Source organism: Conchiformibius kuhniae DSM 17694 (assembly GCF_000428785.1).
GTDB classification, from domain to species: Bacteria; Pseudomonadota; Gammaproteobacteria; order Burkholderiales; family Neisseriaceae; genus Conchiformibius; species Conchiformibius kuhniae.
Genome location: NZ_AUAP01000013.1, coordinates 41,871 through 62,269 on the forward strand (window position 1 = coordinate 41,871; position 20,399 = coordinate 62,269).

At 51.8% G+C, this 20,399-nt stretch carries 17 protein-coding genes and 1 tRNA gene; 16 read left to right on the plus strand and 2 right to left on the minus strand.

Annotated features, from left to right (window positions below; translation table 11 throughout):
* The first annotated feature begins 45 nt into the window (after nt 1–45).
* The 11 genes from G392_RS0106245 to G392_RS0106295 all read left to right on the plus strand — a co-directional run bounded on the left by G392_RS0106245 (nt 46) and on the right by G392_RS0106295 (nt 12,534).
* On the plus strand, nt 46–846 hold the full coding sequence (locus tag G392_RS0106245) for a phosphatidate cytidylyltransferase (RefSeq protein ID WP_027009550.1): 801 nt from the start codon (nt 46–48) through the stop codon (nt 844–846).
* A 34-nt stretch (nt 847–880) separates the two neighbouring features.
* Nucleotides 881–2,428, plus strand: a complete 1,548-nt coding sequence (locus G392_RS0106250; RefSeq protein WP_027009551.1) for a type I restriction-modification system subunit M — start codon at nt 881–883, stop codon at nt 2,426–2,428.
* Nucleotides 2,425–3,543, plus strand: a complete 1,119-nt coding sequence (locus tag G392_RS0106255) for a restriction endonuclease subunit S (RefSeq protein ID WP_027009552.1) — start codon at nt 2,425–2,427, stop codon at nt 3,541–3,543. Before G392_RS0106250 ends, G392_RS0106255 begins: the two co-directional genes overlap by 4 nt.
* A 136-nt stretch (nt 3,544–3,679) precedes the next feature.
* Entirely contained in the window at nt 3,680–4,846 is a 1,167-nt protein-coding gene (locus G392_RS0106260) for a Fic family protein (protein ID WP_211224353.1), read from the plus strand.
* A 5-nt stretch (nt 4,847–4,851) separates the two neighbouring features.
* The gene (locus G392_RS0106265) at nt 4,852–5,886 is read left to right on the plus strand and encodes a virulence RhuM family protein (protein ID WP_027009554.1); all 1,035 of its coding nucleotides are present in this window, start codon (nt 4,852–4,854) and stop codon (nt 5,884–5,886) included.
* On the plus strand, nt 5,883–8,975 hold the full coding sequence (locus G392_RS0106270) for a type I restriction endonuclease subunit R (RefSeq protein WP_027009555.1): 3,093 nt from the start codon (nt 5,883–5,885) through the stop codon (nt 8,973–8,975). The genes G392_RS0106265 and G392_RS0106270 overlap by 4 nt, the downstream gene beginning before the upstream one ends.
* A 126-nt stretch (nt 8,976–9,101) precedes the next feature.
* On the plus strand, nt 9,102–9,281 hold the full coding sequence (locus G392_RS0106275; RefSeq protein ID WP_027009556.1) for a hypothetical protein: 180 nt from the start codon (nt 9,102–9,104) through the stop codon (nt 9,279–9,281).
* A gap of 176 nt (nt 9,282–9,457) precedes the next feature.
* Nucleotides 9,458–9,841 (plus strand): glycine cleavage system protein GcvH, encoded by a 384-nt coding sequence (gene gcvH, locus G392_RS0106280; protein ID WP_027009557.1) that lies wholly within the window; start codon nt 9,458–9,460, stop codon nt 9,839–9,841.
* Between the two features lie 532 nt (nt 9,842–10,373).
* Nucleotides 10,374–10,826: a 3-hydroxyacyl-ACP dehydratase FabZ gene (gene fabZ / locus G392_RS0106285; RefSeq protein ID WP_027009558.1), complete on the plus strand. Its 453-nt coding sequence runs from the start codon at nt 10,374–10,376 to the stop codon at nt 10,824–10,826.
* A complete protein-coding gene (gene lptG / locus G392_RS0106290; protein ID WP_342663304.1) occupies nt 10,805–11,890 on the plus strand; it encodes an LPS export ABC transporter permease LptG in 1,086 nt (361 codons plus the stop codon). Before fabZ ends, lptG begins: the two co-directional genes overlap by 22 nt.
* A gap of 26 nt (nt 11,891–11,916) precedes the next feature.
* Nucleotides 11,917–12,534: a GDSL-type esterase/lipase family protein gene (locus G392_RS0106295; RefSeq protein WP_034334582.1), complete on the plus strand. Its 618-nt coding sequence runs from the start codon at nt 11,917–11,919 to the stop codon at nt 12,532–12,534.
* Between the two features lie 58 nt (nt 12,535–12,592).
* Here the strand turns inward: G392_RS0106295 and G392_RS0106300 are convergent.
* Nucleotides 12,593–12,664 (minus strand) — tRNA-Arg (locus G392_RS0106300).
* Nucleotides 12,665–12,676: 12 nt separating this feature from the next.
* Complete coding sequence (locus G392_RS0106305; protein ID WP_027009561.1) at nt 12,677–13,651, minus strand: polyprenyl synthetase family protein; 975 nt, start codon at nt 13,649–13,651, stop codon at nt 12,677–12,679.
* Nucleotides 13,652–13,773: 122 nt separating this feature from the next.
* On the opposite strand from G392_RS0106305, the gene G392_RS0106310 reads away from it, so the two are divergent.
* The 5 genes from G392_RS0106310 (at nt 13,774) to secA (ending at nt 20,393) form a co-directional block, all read left to right on the plus strand.
* Entirely contained in the window at nt 13,774–14,493 is a 720-nt protein-coding gene (locus G392_RS0106310) for an endonuclease/exonuclease/phosphatase family protein (RefSeq protein ID WP_034334562.1), read from the plus strand.
* 502 nt (nt 14,494–14,995) lie between these two features.
* A complete protein-coding gene (locus G392_RS0106320; RefSeq protein ID WP_027009564.1) occupies nt 14,996–15,238 on the plus strand; it encodes a DUF4212 domain-containing protein in 243 nt (80 codons plus the stop codon).
* Between the two features lie 4 nt (nt 15,239–15,242).
* Nucleotides 15,243–17,012 carry a sodium:solute symporter family protein gene (locus G392_RS0106325; protein WP_027009565.1) on the plus strand — a complete coding sequence of 590 codons (1,770 nt, stop codon included), beginning with the start codon at nt 15,243–15,245 and terminating at the stop codon, nt 17,010–17,012.
* An 81-nt stretch (nt 17,013–17,093) separates the two neighbouring features.
* Nucleotides 17,094–17,567: a hypothetical protein gene (locus G392_RS12310; RefSeq protein ID WP_034334563.1), complete on the plus strand. Its 474-nt coding sequence runs from the start codon at nt 17,094–17,096 to the stop codon at nt 17,565–17,567.
* A 123-nt stretch (nt 17,568–17,690) separates the two neighbouring features.
* Nucleotides 17,691–20,393, plus strand: a complete 2,703-nt coding sequence (gene secA, locus G392_RS0106335; protein ID WP_027009566.1) for a preprotein translocase subunit SecA — start codon at nt 17,691–17,693, stop codon at nt 20,391–20,393.
* Nucleotides 20,394–20,399: the final 6 nt, after the last annotated feature.

Consider the following 20,399-nt stretch of genomic DNA (forward strand, 5'->3'; position numbering starts at 1 on the left):
ATTGGCGGTATAATCGGCAAATACAAATGATTTCGGGGAACAATCATGCTCAAACAACGGATTTTGACCGCGCTGGTGCTGCTGCCTTTGATGCTGGCGATGCTGTTTGGTGCGGGTGAGGGCTTGTGGGCGGCGTTTGCCGCGCTGATGGTGTTGGCGGCGTTGTGGGAGTTTTCGCGCATATGCGGCTTCAACGGCAAGCAGCAAACCGTTTATACCGCATCGGCAGGCGTTTTTTTATTGCTGGCGTATTGCGGCAATTGGCAGTTGCCCGCTTTGGCATGGGCGGGCGTTTTGCTGTTTTGGCTGGTGTGCGTGCCGTTTTGGCTGTACCGCAAATGGGCATGGCGCGGCGTGCGTGTGCGTACCGCATCGGCGGGGCTGCTGATGCTGCTGCCTTTATGGTTCGCCCTGCGCCAGCTCCGCCAAGACGAAGGCGCGTGGCTGCTGCTGGCGGTGATGGGCGTGGTGTGGGTTGCCGACGTGGCGGCGTATTTTGCCGGCAAACGCTGGGGACGGCGCAAACTCGCCCCTGCCGTCAGTCCGGGCAAAACATGGGAAGGTGCGGCGGGCGGCTTGGCGGCGGTGGCGGCATATGCCCTGTTGGTGCGCGGCGCATGGCAGGAAACCGGCATGGCGGGTATTTGGCTCATGCCGTTGCTGCTTGCCGCCCTGAGCATTGTCGGCGACCTGTTTGAAAGCTGGCTCAAGCGCACCGCAAACATGAAAGACAGCAGCAATCTGCTGCCCGGACACGGCGGCGTACTCGACCGCATCGACGGTTTGACCGCAGTGGTCTGCGTGTACGCCGCATTACGCGCCCTGCTCCAACCGGCAGGCATGTAACCCGCATATTTTTTACCATTGGGAGTACAACACCATGACACAAACACAACAACGCGCCGAATTGCACCGCCGCATTTGGCAAATCGCCAACGACGTACGCGGCAGCGTAGACGGCTGGGATTTCAAACAATATGTTTTAGGCACCCTGTTTTACCGCTTTATCAGCGAAAACTTCGCCCGCTTTGTCGAAGCCGAAGACGACAACTTTACTTACGCCCAAATCGCAGACGAAACCATCAGCGCAGAAATCAAAGACGACTTAACCAAAACCAAAGGCTACTTTATCTACCCCAGCCAACTGTTTGAAAACATCTTAAAAACCGCCCACCAAAACGACAACCTGAATACCGATTTAAAACAGATTTTCGACAGCATCGAACAATCCGCACAAGGCTACCCCTCCGAACACGACATCAAAGGACTGTTTGCCGACTTCGACACCACCTCCAGCCGCTTGGGCAACACCGTAGCCGACAAAAACAAACGCCTTGCCGCCGTACTCAAAGGCGTGGCAGAACTCGACTTCGGCGGCTTTGGCGACAACCAAATCGACCTATTCGGCGATGCCTACGAATTTCTCATTTCCAACTACGCCGCCAACGCAGGCAAATCCGGCGGCGAATTTTTCACCCCGCAAACCGTTTCCAAACTCATTGCCAAACTCGCCCTGCACGGACAAAACAGCGTCAATAAAATCTACGACCCCGCTTGCGGCTCGGGCAGCCTGCTGCTGCAAGCCAAAAAACAATTTGACGAACACATCATCGAAGAAGGCTTTTTCGGGCAGGAAATCAACCACACCACCTACAATCTCGCCCGCATGAACATGTTCTTGCACAACATCAACTACGACAAATTCCACATCGAATTGGGCGACACCCTGATTAACCCCAAACTCAAAGACGAAAAACCCTTTGATGCCATCGTTTCCAATCCCCCTTACTCCGTCAAATGGACAGGCGCGGACGACCCCACATTGATTAACGATGAACGCTTTGCCCCCGCAGGCGTACTCGCGCCCAAATCCAAAGCCGATTTTGCCTTTATCCTGCACGCATTAAGCTACCTTTCGTCCAAAGGGCGTGCCGCGATTGTTACCTTTCCGGGCATTTTCTATCGCGGTGGCGCGGAACGAAAAATCCGCCAATACCTGATTGACCACAACCATATCGAAACCGTCATCGCCCTTGCCCCCAATCTGTTTTACGGCACATCGATTGCCGTAAACATCTTGGTATTGGCAAAAAACAAAACCGACACCAAAGTCCAATTTATCGACGCGGGCAAATTGTTCAAAAAAGAAACCAACAACAACGTACTTACCGAAGAACACATCGACAGCATCGTGCAACTGTTTGCCGACAAAACCGATGTTGCCCATACCGCCAAAATGGTGGAACAGGCACAAATCAAAGCCAACGACTATAATTTATCGGTCAGCAGCTATGTGGAAGCCGAAGACACCCGCGAAATCATCGACATCGCCGCACTCAACAGAGAGATTGCTGAAACCGTTGCCAAAATTGACGGCTTGCGGGCACAGATTGATGGGATTGTGGCAGAAATTGGGGGAACAAAATGAATATTTTACAGATGATTGAAACGGCGGAAGTAGAATGGAAGGCGTTGGGAGAGGTTGTTCAATTACAAAGAGGGAAAATAATCACGGCTAAAAGTGCCAGTGTTGGTAATATTCCTGTGATTAGTGGCGGACAAAAGCCAGCGTATTTTACAGGTGAATACAATAGAGACGGCGAAACCATTACTATTGCAGGTAGTGGAGCATATGCAGGTTTTGTCATGTATTGGAATGAGCCGATTTTTGTTGGCGATGCTTTTTCGGTAAAACCAAACGAGAATTTATTATTAACAAAATATGTTTATTATTTTCTATTAAGTAATCAAACAAAAATTTTCGGCATGAAAAAAGGTTCAGGTGTGCCGCACGTTTATCCCAAAGACGTGGCTAATTTAATTATTCCTATCCCATCATTATCTTTACAAAAAGAAATTGTAAAAATACTTGACAAAATGACCGAGCTGGAAGCTACGCTGGAAGCAGAATTAGCCCTGCGTGCCAAACAATATCAATATTACCGCGATTTATTATTAGACTGTGAAAACCCGCAAAATCCCTTTTCAGGTAGCCTGAAAGTAGAATGGAAGACATTAGATAAAATTGCAAAAAATTTTAATTCAATGCGTAAACCGATTAGAAGTGGATTGCGGGAAAAAGGCAATATACCTTATTATGGTGCTTCTGGTGTTGTTGATTATATAAAAGATTATATTTTTGATGGAGATTTCTTACTGATTTCGGAAGATGGGGCGAATTTATTAGCTAGGAATACACCAATCGCTTTTAGTATTAGTGGCAAAAGTTGGGTAAATAATCATGCTCACGTATTGCAATTTAATTCTTATGCAGAACGTAGATTTATTGAATCTTATTTAAATAACATTGACTTAACTCCTTATATTTCTGGTGCTGCACAGCCAAAACTAAATAAACAAAATCTCAATAGTATAAAAATCCCCGTCCCACCACCAGAAATCCAAGCCAAAATTGTGGAAATTCTGGATAAATTTGACACTTTAACCCATTCCCTTACCGAAGGTTTGCCGCGTGAAATCGCCTTGCGCCGCAAGCAATACGAATATTATCGGGCACAATTATTGAATTTTCAGGTAACCTGAAAAAGCGGGTCAATCAAAAAAGTTTGGTGAGCAATAAAACTTGTTGTTGCTCACCCATGATTGTCAAAGTGGTTTGTTCATCACAATTTATTATTTATGATTGACAAGCTTGCTTGTGCATCGGCAATGAGCGACAATGCTGCTTCTTCATCAAAAAATGGGAAAAATGAGTAACAACATGACGGCATCCTTTCAACTCAATGACGCCGTAGCGTATCATGACGGTCAGTTTCCACCCGAAAATCTTGATTTGGCAAAAATCATGCCTGCTTTGCTTGCTGCGGCTTCTGCCATCGCCCGCTATGATCAAATGCTGAAAAATATGCACAATAATGAGATTTTGCTTGCGCCGTTGCGCAATCAGGAAGCGGTGATTTCTTCGCGTATGGAAGGCACCATCAGCACGATGGATGAGATTATGCAGTATGAAGCGGACTATGCCGCTGATGAATATGCTGAACATGTGCGCACGGATATTATCGAAACTTTGCTTTATCAGCGCACCTTGAAAAATGTGCAACAGGCAATGAAGGGAGGGTATCCATTAAGCGCTTCTTTGCTCAAAACTATGCATCAACAACTGCTTTCCTACGGGCGCGGCGCAACGAAGTCGCCGGGGCAGTTTAAAACCGAGCAGAATTATTTGGCCGATACGTTCAGCCGCAAAATTTTGTTTGTGCCGATTGCACCCGAAAAATTAGCCGATGGCTTGCAGCGTTTGTTTGATTACATCAATCTGCATAGCGACCCGATTTTATTGAAAACGGCCGTCAGCCATTTGGAGTTTGAAGCCCTGCATCCCTTTCAAGATGGCAACGGAAGGATTGGCAGAATGTTGATTACTTTGATGTTGTGGCAGAGCCAAACCATTTCCGAACCGCATTTTTATATTAGCGGATATTTTGAAGAACACAAAAACCGTTATGTGGATTTGATGCGGCAAGTCTCGCAAACAGGAGATTGGAACGAATGGATTATTTTCTTTTTAAATGCGGTAGAAAGCCAATCGATACGCAATTTGCAAATTTCGGAAAATATCCGCAACCTTTACGAAGAGATGAAACAACGGTTTAGCCAAGTATTATCCAGCAAACATGCGCTGACGGTTTTGGATTTTGTGTTTACCTATCCTGTATTCCGCAACAGCAGTTTGGCTGAGAAAACCGCTTTATCTCCCGCCACTGCCAACCGCTTTACCAAAGCGCTGCATGAACAAGGGCTTTTAACAGTTATCGAAGAAGGCAGCGGTCGAAAATCAACGCGGTATTCTTTTGAACACCTGATGAATTTGGTGCGGGTATAAGCGCCATGAACGATTTGATTATCTACAACAGCGAAGATGGCAAGGTTCAGGTAGCGTTATTGCTTGCCGATGGCGAAGCGTGGCTGACGCAGAGCCAGCTTGCCGAACTTTTTGACACCTCGGTTCAAAATATTGCCCTACATATCAAAAATATATTACAAGATAATGAATTGGATGAAAATTCAGTTATCAAGGATTACTTGATAACTGCCCAAGACGGCAAAAATTACCAAGTCAAACATTATGCGTTGGCAATGATTCTTGCCATCGGCTTCCGTGTTCGCAGTCCGCGCGGGGTGCAGTTTCGCAAATGGGCGAACGGTACGCTGCAAAGCTATCTGGAAAAAGGCTTTTTAATTGACAGCGAACGCCTGAAAAATCCACAAGGTCGCTTGGATTATTTTGATGAGTTGCTGGAACAAATCCGAGAAATCCGAGCTAGTGAAATGCGCTTTTATCAGAAAGTGCGGGAGCTGTTCAGCCTATCCAGCGATTACGACAAAAGCGATAAGGCGACTCAAATGTTTTTTGCCGAAACGCAAAACAAGCTGATTTATGCCGTTACCCGAAAAACGGCGGCGGAACTGGTTATCAGCCGCGCCGATGCCGCTTTGCCGAATATGGGTTTGACCGCGTGGAAAGGAAAAGTCGTCCGTAAGGGAGATGTGATTGTAGCCAAAAATTATCTCAATAGTGATGAATTGGATTCTTTAAACCGTTTGGTCATGATTTTTTTGGAAAGCGCGGAACTACGAGTCAAAAAACAGCAAGATTTAACGCTGAATTTCTGGCGGAACAATGTAGATGGTTTGTTGGAGTTTAACGGTTTTCCCGTTCTTGACGGAGCAGGCAGCCGTTCGCACAAACAAATGGAATTACTTGCTTATCAAGAATACGATAAATTTGATGATGCACGAAAACAGTTAAGAAAAATGCTTGCCGATGATGAGGACTTAAAAGAATTGACAGCATGGGAAGCACAGATAAAACAAGACCTGACGAGCAAAAAACATTGCATCCGACCTAAGGAGAAAAAATGACCGAAACCACAGCCCTTGCCGAAACCAACCACTTTATTGTTCTGGACGAATACACGCCGATTGAACAACCTGCACATTATCAAAGCGAAGCCGATTTAGAACGGGAATTTATCGCCGATTTGGTGCAGCAGGGCTACGAATACCGTCAGGATTTGAATACCCCCGCCAAGCTGTTGGCAAATGTGCGCGACAAACTGCAAAGTTTGAACGGTGTGGTGTTTTCCGATACGGAATGGGCGCGTTTTGTGGCGGAGTATTTGGACAAGCAGTCTGAAGCCCAAATCGGGAAAACCCGCAAAATCCATGACGATTATGTTTATGATTTTGCCTTTGATAACGGTGTTGTCAAAAATATTTACCTGCTCGACAAACACGATATCGGGCGCAATCATGTGCAGCTTATCAATCAGTTTGCACAAACAGGCAAGCACGCCAACCGTTATGATGTAACGGTGTTGGTAAACGGTTTGCCTTTGGTGCATATTGAGTTGAAAAAACGCGGTATTGCCATTCGGGAAGCGTTTAATCAGGTGCATCGTTATGGCAGGGAAAGTTTTAATGCGGAACATTCTCTGTTTCAATACGTGCAGATTTTTGTGATTTCCAACGGTACGGACACCCGTTATTTTGCCAATACCACCAAGCGCGATAAAAACAGTTTTGATTTTACGATGAATTGGGCAAAATCAGACAACAGCCCGATTAAAGATTTGAAAGATTTTACGGCAACGTTTTTTCAGAAAAATACGCTGTTGAGTGTTTTGTTGAAATATTCGGTGTTTGATGTCAATGACAATCTGCTCATCATGCGCCCGTATCAAATTGCGGCGGCGGAGCGGATTTTGTGGCGCATCAATATTGCCGAGCAGTCCAAAAGATGGGGCAGTGGCGATGCGGGCGGGTTTGTGTGGCACACCACAGGCTCGGGCAAAACCCTGACCAGTTTTAAGGCAGCACGTTTGGCAACGCAGCTTTCTTTTGTGGATAAAGTCTTTTTTGTGGTGGACAGAAAAGATTTGGATTATCAGACCATGAAAGAATATCAGCGTTTTTCGCCCGACAGCGTAAACGGCTCGCACAGTACGGCGGGTTTGAAACGCAATTTGGATAAAGACGACAATAAAATCATTGTTACCACCATTCAAAAACTCAACAATCTGATGAAAGGCGAAGTGTCTTTGCCCGTGTATCAGCAAAATGTGGTGTTTATTTTTGACGAATGCCACCGCAGCCAGTTTGGTGAGGCGCAAAAAAATTTAAAAAGAAAATTCAAACGGTTTTGCCAATTCGGATTTACCGGCACGCCGATTTTTCCGGAAAATGCGCTGGGTGCGGAAACCACGGCGGGCGTGTTTGGCAGCGAGTTGCACGCTTATGTGATTACCGATGCGATTCGCGATGAAAAAGTGTTGAAATTCAAGGTGGATTATAATGACGTGCGCCCAAAGTTCAAGGAAATGGAGTGCGAACGGGACGATGGCAAGTTGTCTGCATTGGAAAGCAGGCTGGCTTTGCTGCACCCCGAACGGATTCGGGAAATTACGCAATATGTTTTGAAACATTTCCATCAAAAAACGCACAGGCTTTATGGTAATCGGGGTTTTAATGCTTTGTTTGCCGTCAGCAGTGTGGAAGCGGCGAAACTGTATTACGAATGCTTCAGGCAGCTTCAATCCGGCTGCGACAAGCCTTTGAGAGTGGCAACGATTTTTTCTTATGCTGCCAATGAGGCACATGATGCGGCGGGCGATATTGCAGACGAGGGCTTTGAGCCGTCTGCGCTTGATTGTACCGCCAAAGATTTTTTGCAAACGGCGATTGATGACTACAACGCTTATTTCGGTACCAACTACCGTGTGGATGGCGAGCAATTTCAAAACTATTATCGGGATTTGGCAAAGCGGGTGCGCGAACAGGAAGTGGATTTGTTGATTGTGGTGGGCATGTTTCTGACCGGTTTTGACGCACCCAAGCTCAATACGTTGTTTGTAGATAAGAATTTACGTTATCACGGTTTGATACAGGCATATTCGCGAACCAACCGTATTTTTGACGCCACCAAAACGTTCGGCAACATCGTTACGTTCCGCGATTTGGAGCAGGCAACGATTGATGCGATTCGTTTGTTCGGCAATGCCAAAACCAAAAATGTCATACTGGAAAAAAGTTATGGCGAATATATGCAAGGCCATACCGATGTATTGACGGGTGAGGTCAAACGGGGTTATCGGGAAGTGGCTGCCGAGTTGTTGGCACGGTTTCCCAAGCCCGACCACATTGAAACCGAGCAGGACAAACGGGATTTCACCAAGTTGTTTGGCGAATATTTGCGTTTGGAGAATGTGTTGCGCAACTATGATGAGTTTGCCGCACTTCAGGTCCTGCAGGTATTGGACACGGACGATGCCGGTGCGGTAGCCGCATTTAAAGCCGCGCATTATCTTGATGATGAATGTTTTGATGAGATGCGCCGTGTGGCGATGCCGTCCGAACGGGCATTACAGGATTACCGTTCCGCTTATCATGATATTCGGGAGTGGTTGCGCCGCCAACAGCACGGCAGGGACAATCCTGAAACCCTCTTGGATTGGGACGATATTGTTTTTGAAGTGGATTTGCTAAAATCACAAGAAATCAATCTGGATTATATCTTGGCACTGATTTTTGAGAAAAACCGGCAGACAAAAGACAAAAATGCCTTGATTGAAGACATTCGCCGGACGATTCGCGCCAGCATCGGCAACCGTGCGAAGGAAAGTTTGGTGGTGGATTTTATCCGCACTACCGATTTGGATACTTTGGACAGTACGGCGAATGTGATTGAAGCCTTTTTTATGTTTGCCCAAAAGGTGCAACGGTATGAAGCAGCGGCTTTAATTGCAGATGCGCAATTGAACGAAGCGGCTGCCAAACGTTATTTGACGGCATCGCTCAAACGCGAATATGCCAGCGAAAACGGCACGGAGCTGACCGAATTGCTGCCGAAAATTAATAAGCTCAATCCCCAATATCTGACTTTGAAACAGAGTGTGTTCCAAAAAATCAGTGCTTTTGTGGAGAAGTTTAAGGGTGTGGGCGGTACGATTTAAATTGTGTTTAGGGTATGTCATCATTTAAATTTTCCTACTGAAAATCATTGTGATGCAAAATACTGTCGTTCCCGTGAATGCGGGAATCTGCTGCCCGGTGTTGGGTAGCTGTCCTGGATTTAAGCCATGAGCATTGCCGATATTCCCGCGTCCTATTTGTTTTTGTATGTGTTTTTTATCGTATTGGGCGTGTGCATCGGTGCCGATGTGCGCTTTGAATTGGATTGGTCGTGGCGGAAAATGTTGGCGGTGGCGGCTGCGGCGGGCGCGGGCATCATGTTGTTGCGCCTGTTGGGGCTGATTTAGGCTACAATAGCGGTTTTCAGGCTGTCTGAAAGCCGACTTATGGGGCTGCGCTTTAGGGCGTGTCATCATTTACTTATGCGGCGGTGTTTTCAGCTAAAAACCGCTACGCAAAGCAATTGATAACACGCCCTGGATGCAACCCCGTGCGTTGAACCCCCCACTACGGAGAACAAACCATGAGCAACATTCCCGCCGATTTGAAATACGTTGCCAGCCACGAATGGCTGCGCCCCGAAGCCGACGGTACGGTAACGGTCGGCATCACCGAACACGCCCAAGAACTGTTGGGCGACATCGTGTTTGTCGAGCTGCCTGAAGTCGGCGCGAACTTGGCCGCCGAAGAGCAGGCAGGCGTGGTCGAGTCGGTGAAAGCCGCTTCCGATGTATACGCGCCGATTGCGGGCGAAATCGTGGAAATCAACCAAGCCCTGATTGACGCGCCCGAAACCGCCAACAGCGACCCCTACGGCGAAGGCTGGTTCTTCAAAATCAAACCCGCCGATGCCGCCGCTTTGGACGGCTTGTTGAGCGCGGAGCAATACGCCGCCGAAATCGGTTGATGTGCTTGATTCAGGACAGAACACGCCCGTAGGGCGTGTCATCATTTAAATTTTTATACTGAAAATCAGCATAATGTAGAAATGCCGTCATTCCCGCGCAGGCGGGAATCCACTGCCCGATGCTTGGCAAGTCATGTTTTATCAAGGTTTGTTGTGCTTTGACTTGGATTCCCGCCTGCACGGGAATGACGGCGTGGTTTTTCGGTTAATTGATGACACGCCCCAGCGTGTGTGAAGCGAACCGCGCAATAAGCTTGTCAGCAACACGAACCCGTCGCAGCAATCCCCGCATTTGTGCAGGGGAATACGTCAATTTTCACATTAAAACAACGTCCTCCGAATGCCGAACCGAACGGCTTTCGGGGTTTTTATTTGTTTTATCAGATAATTTTGCCAACTTCGCCGCTCGTTGGCACCAAATGCAGCGCCGTGCAATCAGATTTTTTGCGCCAAAGGGCAATAATCGGATAAAAGCTCTGATAAAATCCCGACTTTCTGTTTTCACCATTTTCACACAATTAAGGAATATGTTATGACCGCGCCCGTACTGCCTGTTGAGGCAAAAGACATTCAAAAACTGATTCCCCACCGCTATCCGTTTATGCTGCTCGACCGCATCACTGCGTTTGAGCAGGGCAAGAAATTAAGCGCAATCAAAAACATCAGCATGAATGAGCCGCAGTTTCAAGGGCATTTTCCCGACTTTCCCGTGATGCCCGGCGTGCTGTTGATTGAAGCGATGGCACAGGCTTGCGGCGCATTGGCGATTTTGAGCGAAGGCGGACGCAATCCCGATGAAATTTACTTTTTTGCAGGCATCGACCACGCCCGTTTCAAACGCCAAGTGATTCCGGGCGACCGTGTGGTCTTTGAAATCGAAATGCTGCAAAGCAAACGCGGCATCGGCAAATTCAAAGCCACCGCTTCGGTAGAGGGCGAATTGGCGGTGGAAGCGGAAATCATGTGCGCCAAACGCACGGTATGAAGCTGCTGACCCGTTATGTGGTGCTGCGCTTGGGCAAGGCATCACTGTTGGCACTCATGGCATTGGTGTCGCTGTACGGTTTTTTTGATTTGCTCGGCGAAGCGGGCAACATCGGCAAAGGCACCTACACCACGGCGACGGCGTTTCAATATGTGCTGCTGCAAATGCCGGCACGGGCGTATTTGCTGATGCCTTTGGCGGTGCTGACGGGGGCATTGTTCGCGTTCGGGCGTTTGGCGGCGGATTGCGAATGGGCGGTGGTGAAAACCAGTGGGGTGGACACTTGGGGCATTGTCCGCATGGTTTTGGTGTTTGGCGGGGCGTTTGCCGTGGCGACGGCGCTGCTGGGGGAATGGGCGGCGCCGGAAATGAGCAGGCGTGCCGATGCCTTGAAAGCGGCGGCGAAATCGGGGCAGGTTTTGGCGGCACAAGACGGTATTTGGATTAAGGAAAACGGCAGTATGGTGTATGTGGCTTCGGTGTTGCCCGACAACGGTTTGACGGGGGTGAAGATTTGGCGTTACGGCGACGATTTTCGCTTGCAGGAGGCGATATCCGCGCCCCGCGCCCGTGTGGGTGAGGGGCAGTGGCTGCTGTTCGACAGCCGCAGCAGCCGCATCACGCCCGAACGGGTGGAAACGGTCGTGCAGCCGCAACGGGTGTGGGCAAGCGGGGTGGGCAGGGCGTTGCTGGCGACTTTGCAAGTGAAGCCGGAGCAGATGTCTTGGACGGCACTGGGGCGTTATATCCGCCATTTGGAACACAACCGCCAGCAAACGCAGATGTACCGTGTGGCATGGTGGAACAAATTGGTATACCCTGCGGCGGTGGTGGTGATGGCGTTGTTGGCATTGGCGTTTACGCCCGTGTCGGGGCGGCACGCCAATATGGGGCTGAAGCTGTTTGGCGGGGTGTGCTTGGGGTTGCTGTTTTATTTTTCCGGACGTTTGTTCGGGTTTACCAGCCGTTTGTACGGCGTACCGGCATGGGTGGCGGCGCTGTTGCCGACTGCGGCGTTTGCCGTGTGGGCGCTGGTGCTGATTCGGCGGCAGGAGCGGCGTTGATGGGTCATTATGATGATGTGCAAACCATGTGCTTGACACGGCGGCGTTTGTTGCTGTCTGCCGCCGCTTTGGCGTTGGGGGCGTGCGGCGGCAAGCCTTATGCCCCACTGCCCGCCGGAAGCAGGGTGCTGGCACTGGGCGACTCGCTGACCTTCGGCTACGGCGCACCGCCCGAAGCGGCTTATCCGGCGCAATTGGCACAAATCAGCCGTTGGCAGGTGCATAACGGCGGGGTTTCCGGCGACACCGCCGCACAAGCCCTTGCCCGTTTGCCTGCCTTGCTGCACGCGCAACCGCAGTTGATTTTGCTCGGCATCGGCGGCAATGATTTTTTGCGGCGCGTGCCTGAAGCGCAAACCCGCGACCACATCAGCCGCATCATCGCCGCAAGCGCGGGCATTCCGCTTGTGTTGATTGCCCAGCCCAAGCCTTCTTTAAGCGCGGTTTTCGGGCATTTGGACGACCACCCTTTGTATGCCGAACTGGCAAAGCAGCACGACATTCCCCTGTTTGCCGGCGGGTGGAGTGCCGTTTTGGCAAATCGGGATTTGAAATCCGATGCCATTCACGCCAATGCCGCAGGTTACCGCCGCTTTGCCGAACGCTTGGCAGCGTTTTTGAAAAAGCAGGGGTTTTTGTCGTGATGCGTGTGTTGCGCTTGATAAAAAAACAGCCTTAAATGGCTGTTTTTTTAAATGAATGCCCCGCCGACAGGACTCGAACCTGTATTACACGCTTAGGAGGCATGTGTTCTATCCCTTGAACTACGGCGGGAAAACAAAAACTTTAAGACAAACGGCTTACCGACAGCCGCGCCAAATCGCGCATGGCGGCGCTTACCTCGTTTTCAGGCAGCCCGTTCAAACTGTCGCAGGCGCGGGCAACGGCGTGTTGCGCCTGTTCGGTGCAGTAGGCCAGCGCGTCCGAAGCGGCCACATGGCGGTAAATCGCGTCAAAACGGCTGCGGTCGGCGTTTTGCAGGGCGGCGCGGACTTCGTCGGCGGCTTCGGCGCTGCCTTGCCGCATCAGGTAAATCAGGGGCAAAGTCGGTTTGCCTTCCGCCAAATCGTCGCCGACATTTTTGCCGATTTGTTCGGGGCTGCCCGAATAATCCAGCACATCGTCAATAATTTGGAACGCCGTGCCGACATACATGCCGTAATCTTTCAAAGCCTGTTCCTGCGCCTCGTCCGCGCCCGCCAGTACCGCGCCCACCTGCGCCGCCGCTTCAAACAGCTTGGCGGTTTTGTATTGAATCACGCGCAGGTATTCGCTTTCGCTGATGTCGGTGTTGCCGATGTTCATCAACTGCATCACTTCGCCTTCGGCGATGATGTTGGTGGCTTCCGCCATAATGTCCAGAATTTTCAGGCTGCCCGAACCGACCATCAGTTGAAACGCGCGCGTGTAGAGAAAATCGCCCACCAGCACCGCCGCCGCGTTGCCGAACAGATTGTTGGCGGTGGCGCGGCCGCGCCGCAACGCGCTTTCGTCCACCACGTCATCGTGCAGCAGCGTGGAGGTGTGGATAAACTCCACCATCGCCGCCAGTTCATACAAACCGTCGCGGTCGCAGCCCAGCGACTTGCCCGCCAACAGGGTCATGACGGGGCGCAAACGCTTGCCGCCCGCGCTGATGATGTAGTTGCCGATTTGCGAAATCAATGCCACTTCCGACTGCACGGCACGGTTGATGACCGCGTCCACGCGGCGCAAATCGGTTTCCAGATTTTTTTGAAAATAAGGCAGTTGGCGCAACATGGGCGGGCTTTCCGGATAGGTGGTGCGGTTGGGGACAAAGGCGGCGATTATAACAGTTCGGATTGACGCTTTCCAAGTGTCGCGGCAATATTGCCGTTTGCTTTTTGCCGCTTGTTCCGCTTATGCGCATTCTTTCCTACAATATTCAAGCCGCCATCGGCGCAAACAGCTATTTCAGCTACGTTTCGCGGCTGCACCGCCAAGTGCTGCCCGACCCCGCCAAAACAGGCAATCTGCAACGCATTGCCGCCTACATCGCAGCGTTTGACGCCGTGTGCATTCAGGAAATCGATTTGGGCGGACTGCGCAACGGCTTCCGTTGCCAAGCGGCGCAACTGTGCCAAGCGGCGGGCTTTGCCCACCATGTGGCGCAGACCAACCGCGTGGTGGGACAACTGTCGCGGCACGGCAACCTGATTCTCTGCCGCACCCCCCTGCGCCCGCTCATCAGCGAAACACTGCCCTCGCGCATCAAAGGGCGCGGCATACTTGCCGCCGCCACCGACACCCCGCACGGCGAATTGGTATTGGCAAACGTCCACCTGAGCTTGGGCGCGTCCGACCAACTGCGCCAAGTGCGCCACATCTGCCGCCTGCTCGAAGCCCACCCGCAAATATGCCTGTGCGGCGACTTCAACTGCCCGCCCGAATCGGCGGCACTGGCACTGCTGCGCGAAGCGGGCTACCGCCGCGTCGGCAGCAACGCCCCGACCTACCCGAGCTGGCGTCCGCGCAAAACACTCGACCATATTTTTATTAAGGGCGCATTGGACGGACACTGTTGCACCGACCACACATTTACCGCGTCCGACCACCTGCCCGTGTGTGCGGAATTGCGCTGATGCCGCTTGCCGCAACGCATTTTTCACGTTTTTCAAGCCGAATTATGATGCGGGGCAAGGGCGTGTCATTGATTTAAATTATTTTATTGAAAATAAAAGCATGATAAAAAACTGCCGTCATGCCCGCGCATGCGGGAATCCACTGCCTGATGTTTGTGAAGCGATGTTTTATCAATGCTTTTTGCAATTTGTTTTGGCTTCCCGCCTGCGCGGTAATGACGGTGTGGTGTTTCCGGTCAATTGATGACACGCCCAACCGCGCCAACCATCTGCAAAGCCAATGCCCCGCATCACATCTGCCGATATCTGCGTGCGGGATTGTTGTCGGAATGTAAGATTGTGTTATGCTGCGTTTACCGTAGGCATTGCTTTGCGCCGCACGGTATTTTTGCGTATTTCGGGGCATAGCGGAACACAAACCGAGTCCAAACGGCCATTTGCCCCGTTTCCAAATTATCCTCATTCAGGAGACGACAATCATGTCCGAAGAAAAAAACAAGACGTGTCAGGCTATTGGCAGGCAAATCTCCGCCTGATTTTCATTTGTTTGGCCGTGTGGGCGCTGTGTTCCCATTTTGCCGCCATTTTGCTGCGCTCGGTGCTGATGGGCATCAGCGTGGGCGGCGCGGATTTGGGCTTTTGGTTTGCCCAGCAAGGCTCGATTTTGGTATTCATCGCCATCATTTTCTTTTATGCGCGGCAGATGAATAAGCTGGACGAACAATTCGGCGTGAAAGAGGAGTGATGTCATGAGCCAGTTTTGGATTAATTTGGTGTTTGTGGGCGCGTCTTTCGCGCTCTATTTCGGCATTGCGATTTGGGCGCGTGCCGGTTCGACCAAAGAATTTTACGTTGCCGGCGGCGGCGTGCATCCCGTATTGAACGGCATGGCAACGGGCGCGGACTGGATGAGCGCCGCATCGTTTATCTCGATGGCGGGCATCATCGCCATGAACGGCTATCCCGCATCCGCCTATCTGATGGGCTGGACGGGCGGCTACGTTTTGCTGGCGTTGCTGCTTGCGCCCTACTTGCGCAAATTCGGCAAATTCACCGTACCCGATTTCATCGGCGACCGTTTTTACAGCCGCACGGCGCGTTTGGTGGCGGTGGCGTGTCTGATTATCGCGTCCACCACCTATGTGATTGGTCAGATGACGGGCGCGGGCGTGGCGTTTTCGCGCTTTTTGGAAGTGAGCAACACCAACGGCTTGCTGATTGCGGCGGTGGTGGTGCTGTTTTACGCGGTATTGGGCGGCATGAAGGGCATCACCTACACCCAAGTGGCGCAATATGTGGTGCTGATTGTTGCCTACACCATTCCCGCCGTGTTTATTTCCTTCAACATTACGGGCAACCCGATTCCGCCTTTGGGCATGTTCGGCAACGAAACCGCTTCGGGCGAACCGTTTTTGCACAAACTCAACGCGCTGATTACCGATTTGGGCTTCACCGCCTTTACCGCCGATGAGCCGAACAAGCTCAATATGCTGCTGTTTACCATGTCTTTGATGATTGGTACGGCGGGTCTGCCCCATGTGATTATCCGCTTTTTCACCGTGCCGAAGGTGTCGGACGCGCGGACTTCCGCAGGTTGGGCATTGGTGTTCATCGCCCTGCTGTACACCACTGCGCCTGCAGTCGGCTCGATGGCGCGGATGAATCTGGTCAATACCGTTTACCCCGCAGGCATCAGCCAGCCCGCTTTGGACTACGAACAACGCCCCGTGTGGATGAAAAACTGGGAAACCACCGGCTTGCTGAAGTTTGAAGACAAAAACGGCGACGGCAAAATCCAATACTACAACGACAAAAACGCTGCTTTTGAAGCCACCGCCGCCGAGCGCGGTTGGAAAGGCAACGAGCTGACCGTAAACAACGACATTTTGGTGTTGGCAAACCCCGAAATCGCCAATCTGCCCGGTTGGGTCATCGGTTTGATTGCGGCGGGCGGTTTGGCGGCGGCGTTGTCCACCGCAGCAGGTTTGCTGTTGGCGATTTCTTCCGCCGTGTCGCACGACCTGATTAAGAAAACGCTCAAACCCGACATCACCGAAAAAGGCGAATTGCTGGCGGCGCGCGTGTCGATGACCGTTGCCATCGTGATTGCCACATGGTTGGGCATCAATCCGCCGGGTTTTGCCGCGCAGGTGGTGGCATTGGCGTTCGGCATCGCCGCCGCTTCGCTGTTCCCCGTGCTGATGATGGGCATTTTCTCCAAGCGCATCAACGATAAAGGCGCGATTGCGGGCATGCTGGCAGGTTTGATTTCCACTTGCGTGTACATTTTCCTGTATTTGGGCTGGTTCTTTATTCCGGGTACGAATGCGTTTGAAAACAAACCGGAAAACTGGCTGTTCGGCATTTCGCCCCTGTCGTTCGGTACGGTGGGCGCCATCATCAACTTTGCTGTGGCGTTTGTGGTGTCCAGCATGGGCAAGGCACCGCCGCAAGAAGTACAGGATTTGGTGGAAAGCGTGCGCTTTCCGCACGGTGCGGGCAAGGCGGTTGACCACTAAACGGTTAAGATAATTTGTCGGTAAAAGGCGGCACGGTTTACAATCGTGCCGCTTTTTTGATTGCAAAAGGACAAAACAATCATGCTTTGGGAATTTTTGGCAACGCTGTTTGCCGGTTTGGGGGCGGCGGGCGTCGTGTTGCTGTTGCGCCCCCTTGTGCGCGGACGCATGCCCAAATGGGCTGTGCCTGCGGCGGCGGGGTTGGGCATGCTCGGCTTTCAGGTGTACAGCGAATACACATGGTTTGCCCACACCCGCGCCAAGCTGCCGCCGGATACGGTGGTGGTGGCGGAAGTGCCGTCTGCCGCGCCGTACAAACCTTGGTCGTATGTCGTGCCGCAGGTTTTGCAGTTTGTTGCTGCCGATACCGCCAACGTCCGCACCGACAACAGCGCACGCCATGTAAACCTTTATTTTTTCGAGCGGCGCATGCGTGCCAAAGTGTTGGCGGTGCGGGTGGACTGCGCCACCGGACACTACAGCGACCCGCAAAGCGGACAGGTTTGGCAGTTCGACCAACGTTTGCGTCAAGCGGTTTGCGGCAAAAGCCGGTAAATTTTCGTGCCTGTTGCCGCCAAAACGCAACAGGCGTTTTGTGGCGCATGTCGCAAACTTGCCGCCGCTTGTGTTAGAATCCTACCGTTTTGCCCCAATCAGGCACACTAGGAATGGAATTTTATGTTTGCCAATATCGCCAAAAAAGTTTTCGGCAGCCGCAACGACCGCCTGCTCAAACAGTATCAAAAAAACGTAAACAAGATTAACGCATTAGAAGAAAAAATGCGCGAACTGTCCGATGGGGGGCTGCAAGCGTGTACCGAACAGTTCAAACAGCGCCTGCAAGCAGGCGAAAGCCTTGACGCGCTGCTGCCCGAAGCCTTTGCCGTGTGTCGCGAAGCGGCGCGGCGGATTTTGGGCATGCGCCATTTTGACGTGCAACTGATTGGCGGCATGGTGCTGCACGACGGCAAAATCGCCGAAATGCGTACCGGCGAAGGCAAAACGCTGGTTGCCACCCTTGCCGTGTATTTGAACGCGCTGGCGGGCAAAGGCGTGCATGTGGTTACCGTAAACGACTATCTGGCAGGGCGCGATGCCCAAACCCTTGCCCCGCTTTATAATTTTCTCGGCTTGAGTGTGGGCGTGATTGTCAGCAACCAAGAGCCGTTCCACCGCCAAGAAGCCTACAATGCCGACATCACCTACGGCACCAACAACGAATTCGGTTTCGACTACCTGCGCGACAATATGGTTACCGACCGTTATGACAAAGTGCAGCGCGAGCTGAATTTTGCCGTAGTCGATGAAGTGGACTCCATCTTGATTGACGAAGCGCGTACGCCCCTGATTATTTCCGGACAGGCGGAAGACAACGTCCAGCTTTACCAAATCATGAACCAAGTGCCGCCGCAATTGCAACGCCAAGAAAAAGAAGACGGTGAGGGCGATTACTGGGTGGATGAAAAAGCCCATCAGGTGATTTTGAGCGAGCGCGGACACGAACACGCCGAGCAGATTTTAACGCGCATGGGCTTGTTGCAAGAGGGCGATTCGCTGTATTCCACTGCCAACATTATGCTGATGCATCATTTGATGGCGGCTTTGCGGGCGCATTCGCTGTTCCACCTCGACCAGCACTATGTGATTAAAGACGGCGAAATCGTGATTGTGGACGAACACACGGGGCGTTTGATGGACGGCCGCCGTTGGTCGGAAGGCCTGCATCAGGCGGTAGAGGCCAAAGAAGGCGTAGAAATCAAGCAGGAAAACCAAACGCTTGCGTCCATTACCTTCCAAAACTATTTCCGCCTGTACGACAAATTGGCGGGCATGACCGGCACGGCGGACACCGAAGCCTACGAATTCCAGTCCATCTACAATCTGGAAACGGTGATTATCCCCACCAACCGCCCCGTGCAGCGCAAAGATTTCAACGACCAGATTTTCCGCACCGCCGAAGAAAAATACGAAGCGGTGGTGAAAGACATTGAAACCTGCCACAAACGCGGTCAGCCCGTATTGGTGGGTACGACCACGATTGAAAATTCGGAATTGGTGTCGCGCCTGTTGGACAAAGCAGGTTTGCCGCACAATGTTTTGAACGCCAAAGAACACCACCGCGAGGCTTTGATTGTGGCGCAGGCGGGCAAACCGGGCATGATTACCGTAGCCACCAATATGGCGGGGCGCGGTACGGACATTGTTTTGGGCGGCAATGTGAAGCATCAGGCAGCCGCGATTATGGCAGACGAAGCCTTGTCTGATGAGGCCAAAAAACAGCAAATCCAAGATTTGGAAAACAGTTGGGAAGCCGACCACCAATTGGTGATGGACGTGGGCGGTTTGCACATTATCGGTACGGAACGCCACGAAAGCCGCCGTATCGACAACCAGTTGCGCGGACGTGCCGGACGGCAGGGCGACCCCGGTTCCAGCCGTTTTTATCTGTCGTTTGAAGATTCGCTGCTGCGCCTGTTTGCGGTGGACCGCATCGGCGGCATTTTGAACAAACTCGCGCCCGAGCGCGGCGTGCCGATTGAAGCGGGCATTCTCACCCGCCAAATCGAAAACGCCCAACGCAAAGTAGAAGGGCGCAACTTCGACATCCGCAAACAAGTCTTGGAATACGACGACGTTGCCAACGACCAGCGCAAAGTGATTTACCACCAGCGCAACGAAATTTTGAACGGCAACAACATGGCGGAAATTGCCCGCGACATGCGCCACGAGGTGATTGGCGGCTTGGTGGACGTGCATATGCCGCCCGACAGCATGGAAGAACAATGGGACATCGCCGCACTGGAAGCCCAGCTTGCGGGCGAATTCCGCATTCAGGCAGACGTGCGCGGCTGGCTCAAAGCCGACAACACACTGGAAAACGAAGACGTGAAAGAACGCCTGTTGGCACAAATCGACCGCGAATATGCGGAAAAAGTGGATTTGGTCGGACAAGACGCATTCGGCGGCTTCGAGCGCAATGTGATTCTCAACGCCATCGACACCAACTGGCGCGAACATTTGGCGGCGATGGATTACCTGCGTCAGGGCATTCACCTGCGCGGCTATGCCCAGAAAAACCCCAAACAGGAATACAAGCGCGAAGCGTTTGAAATGTTCCGCAATTTGTGGCAAACCGTCCAACATCAGTCGAGCGCCTTGCTGGTGTCGGTGGAAATCCGCCAAGACGACGACGTGGAACAGGCGGCAGCAGACGTGTTGTCCGAACCCACCGAAGTGGAAACCAACCACCCGAACGCGGCAGAACAATCGCCCTACAGCCCCGAAGCGTTGGCGGCGGCGGGCAAAGTTGTCCACCGCAACGACCCCTGCCCCTGCGGAAGCGGCTTGAAATACAAGCAATGTCATGGCAAACTGACTTAAACGGCA

What these genes read in the sequence shown, in the direction of transcription:
- G392_RS0106245 (WP_027009550.1), top strand. Translation starts at nt 46, where the DNA reads ATGCTCAAACAACGGATTTTGACCGCGCTGGTGCTGCTGCCTTTGATG.
- G392_RS0106250 (WP_027009551.1), top strand. Translation starts at nt 881, where the DNA reads ATGACACAAACACAACAACGCGCCGAATTGCACCGCCGCATTTGGCAA.
- G392_RS0106255 (WP_027009552.1), top strand. Translation starts at nt 2,425, where the DNA reads ATGAATATTTTACAGATGATTGAAACGGCGGAAGTAGAATGGAAGGCG.
- G392_RS0106260 (WP_211224353.1), top strand. Translation starts at nt 3,680, where the DNA reads ATGCTGCTTCTTCATCAAAAAATGGGAAAAATGAGTAACAACATGACG.
- G392_RS0106265 (WP_027009554.1), top strand. Translation starts at nt 4,852, where the DNA reads ATGAACGATTTGATTATCTACAACAGCGAAGATGGCAAGGTTCAGGTA.
- G392_RS0106270 (WP_027009555.1), top strand. Translation starts at nt 5,883, where the DNA reads ATGACCGAAACCACAGCCCTTGCCGAAACCAACCACTTTATTGTTCTG.
- G392_RS0106275 (WP_027009556.1), top strand. Translation starts at nt 9,102, where the DNA reads ATGAGCATTGCCGATATTCCCGCGTCCTATTTGTTTTTGTATGTGTTT.
- gcvH (WP_027009557.1), top strand. Translation starts at nt 9,458, where the DNA reads ATGAGCAACATTCCCGCCGATTTGAAATACGTTGCCAGCCACGAATGG.
- fabZ (WP_027009558.1), top strand. Translation starts at nt 10,374, where the DNA reads ATGACCGCGCCCGTACTGCCTGTTGAGGCAAAAGACATTCAAAAACTG.
- G392_RS0106295 (WP_034334582.1), top strand. Translation starts at nt 11,917, where the DNA reads ATGTGCTTGACACGGCGGCGTTTGTTGCTGTCTGCCGCCGCTTTGGCG.
- G392_RS0106305 (WP_027009561.1), bottom strand. Translation starts at nt 13,651, where the DNA reads ATGTTGCGCCAACTGCCTTATTTTCAAAAAAATCTGGAAACCGATTTG.
- G392_RS0106310 (WP_034334562.1), top strand. Translation starts at nt 13,774, where the DNA reads ATGCGCATTCTTTCCTACAATATTCAAGCCGCCATCGGCGCAAACAGC.
- G392_RS0106325 (WP_027009565.1), top strand. Translation starts at nt 15,243, where the DNA reads ATGAGCCAGTTTTGGATTAATTTGGTGTTTGTGGGCGCGTCTTTCGCG.
- G392_RS12310 (WP_034334563.1), top strand. Translation starts at nt 17,094, where the DNA reads ATGCTTTGGGAATTTTTGGCAACGCTGTTTGCCGGTTTGGGGGCGGCG.
- secA (WP_027009566.1), top strand. Translation starts at nt 17,691, where the DNA reads ATGTTTGCCAATATCGCCAAAAAAGTTTTCGGCAGCCGCAACGACCGC.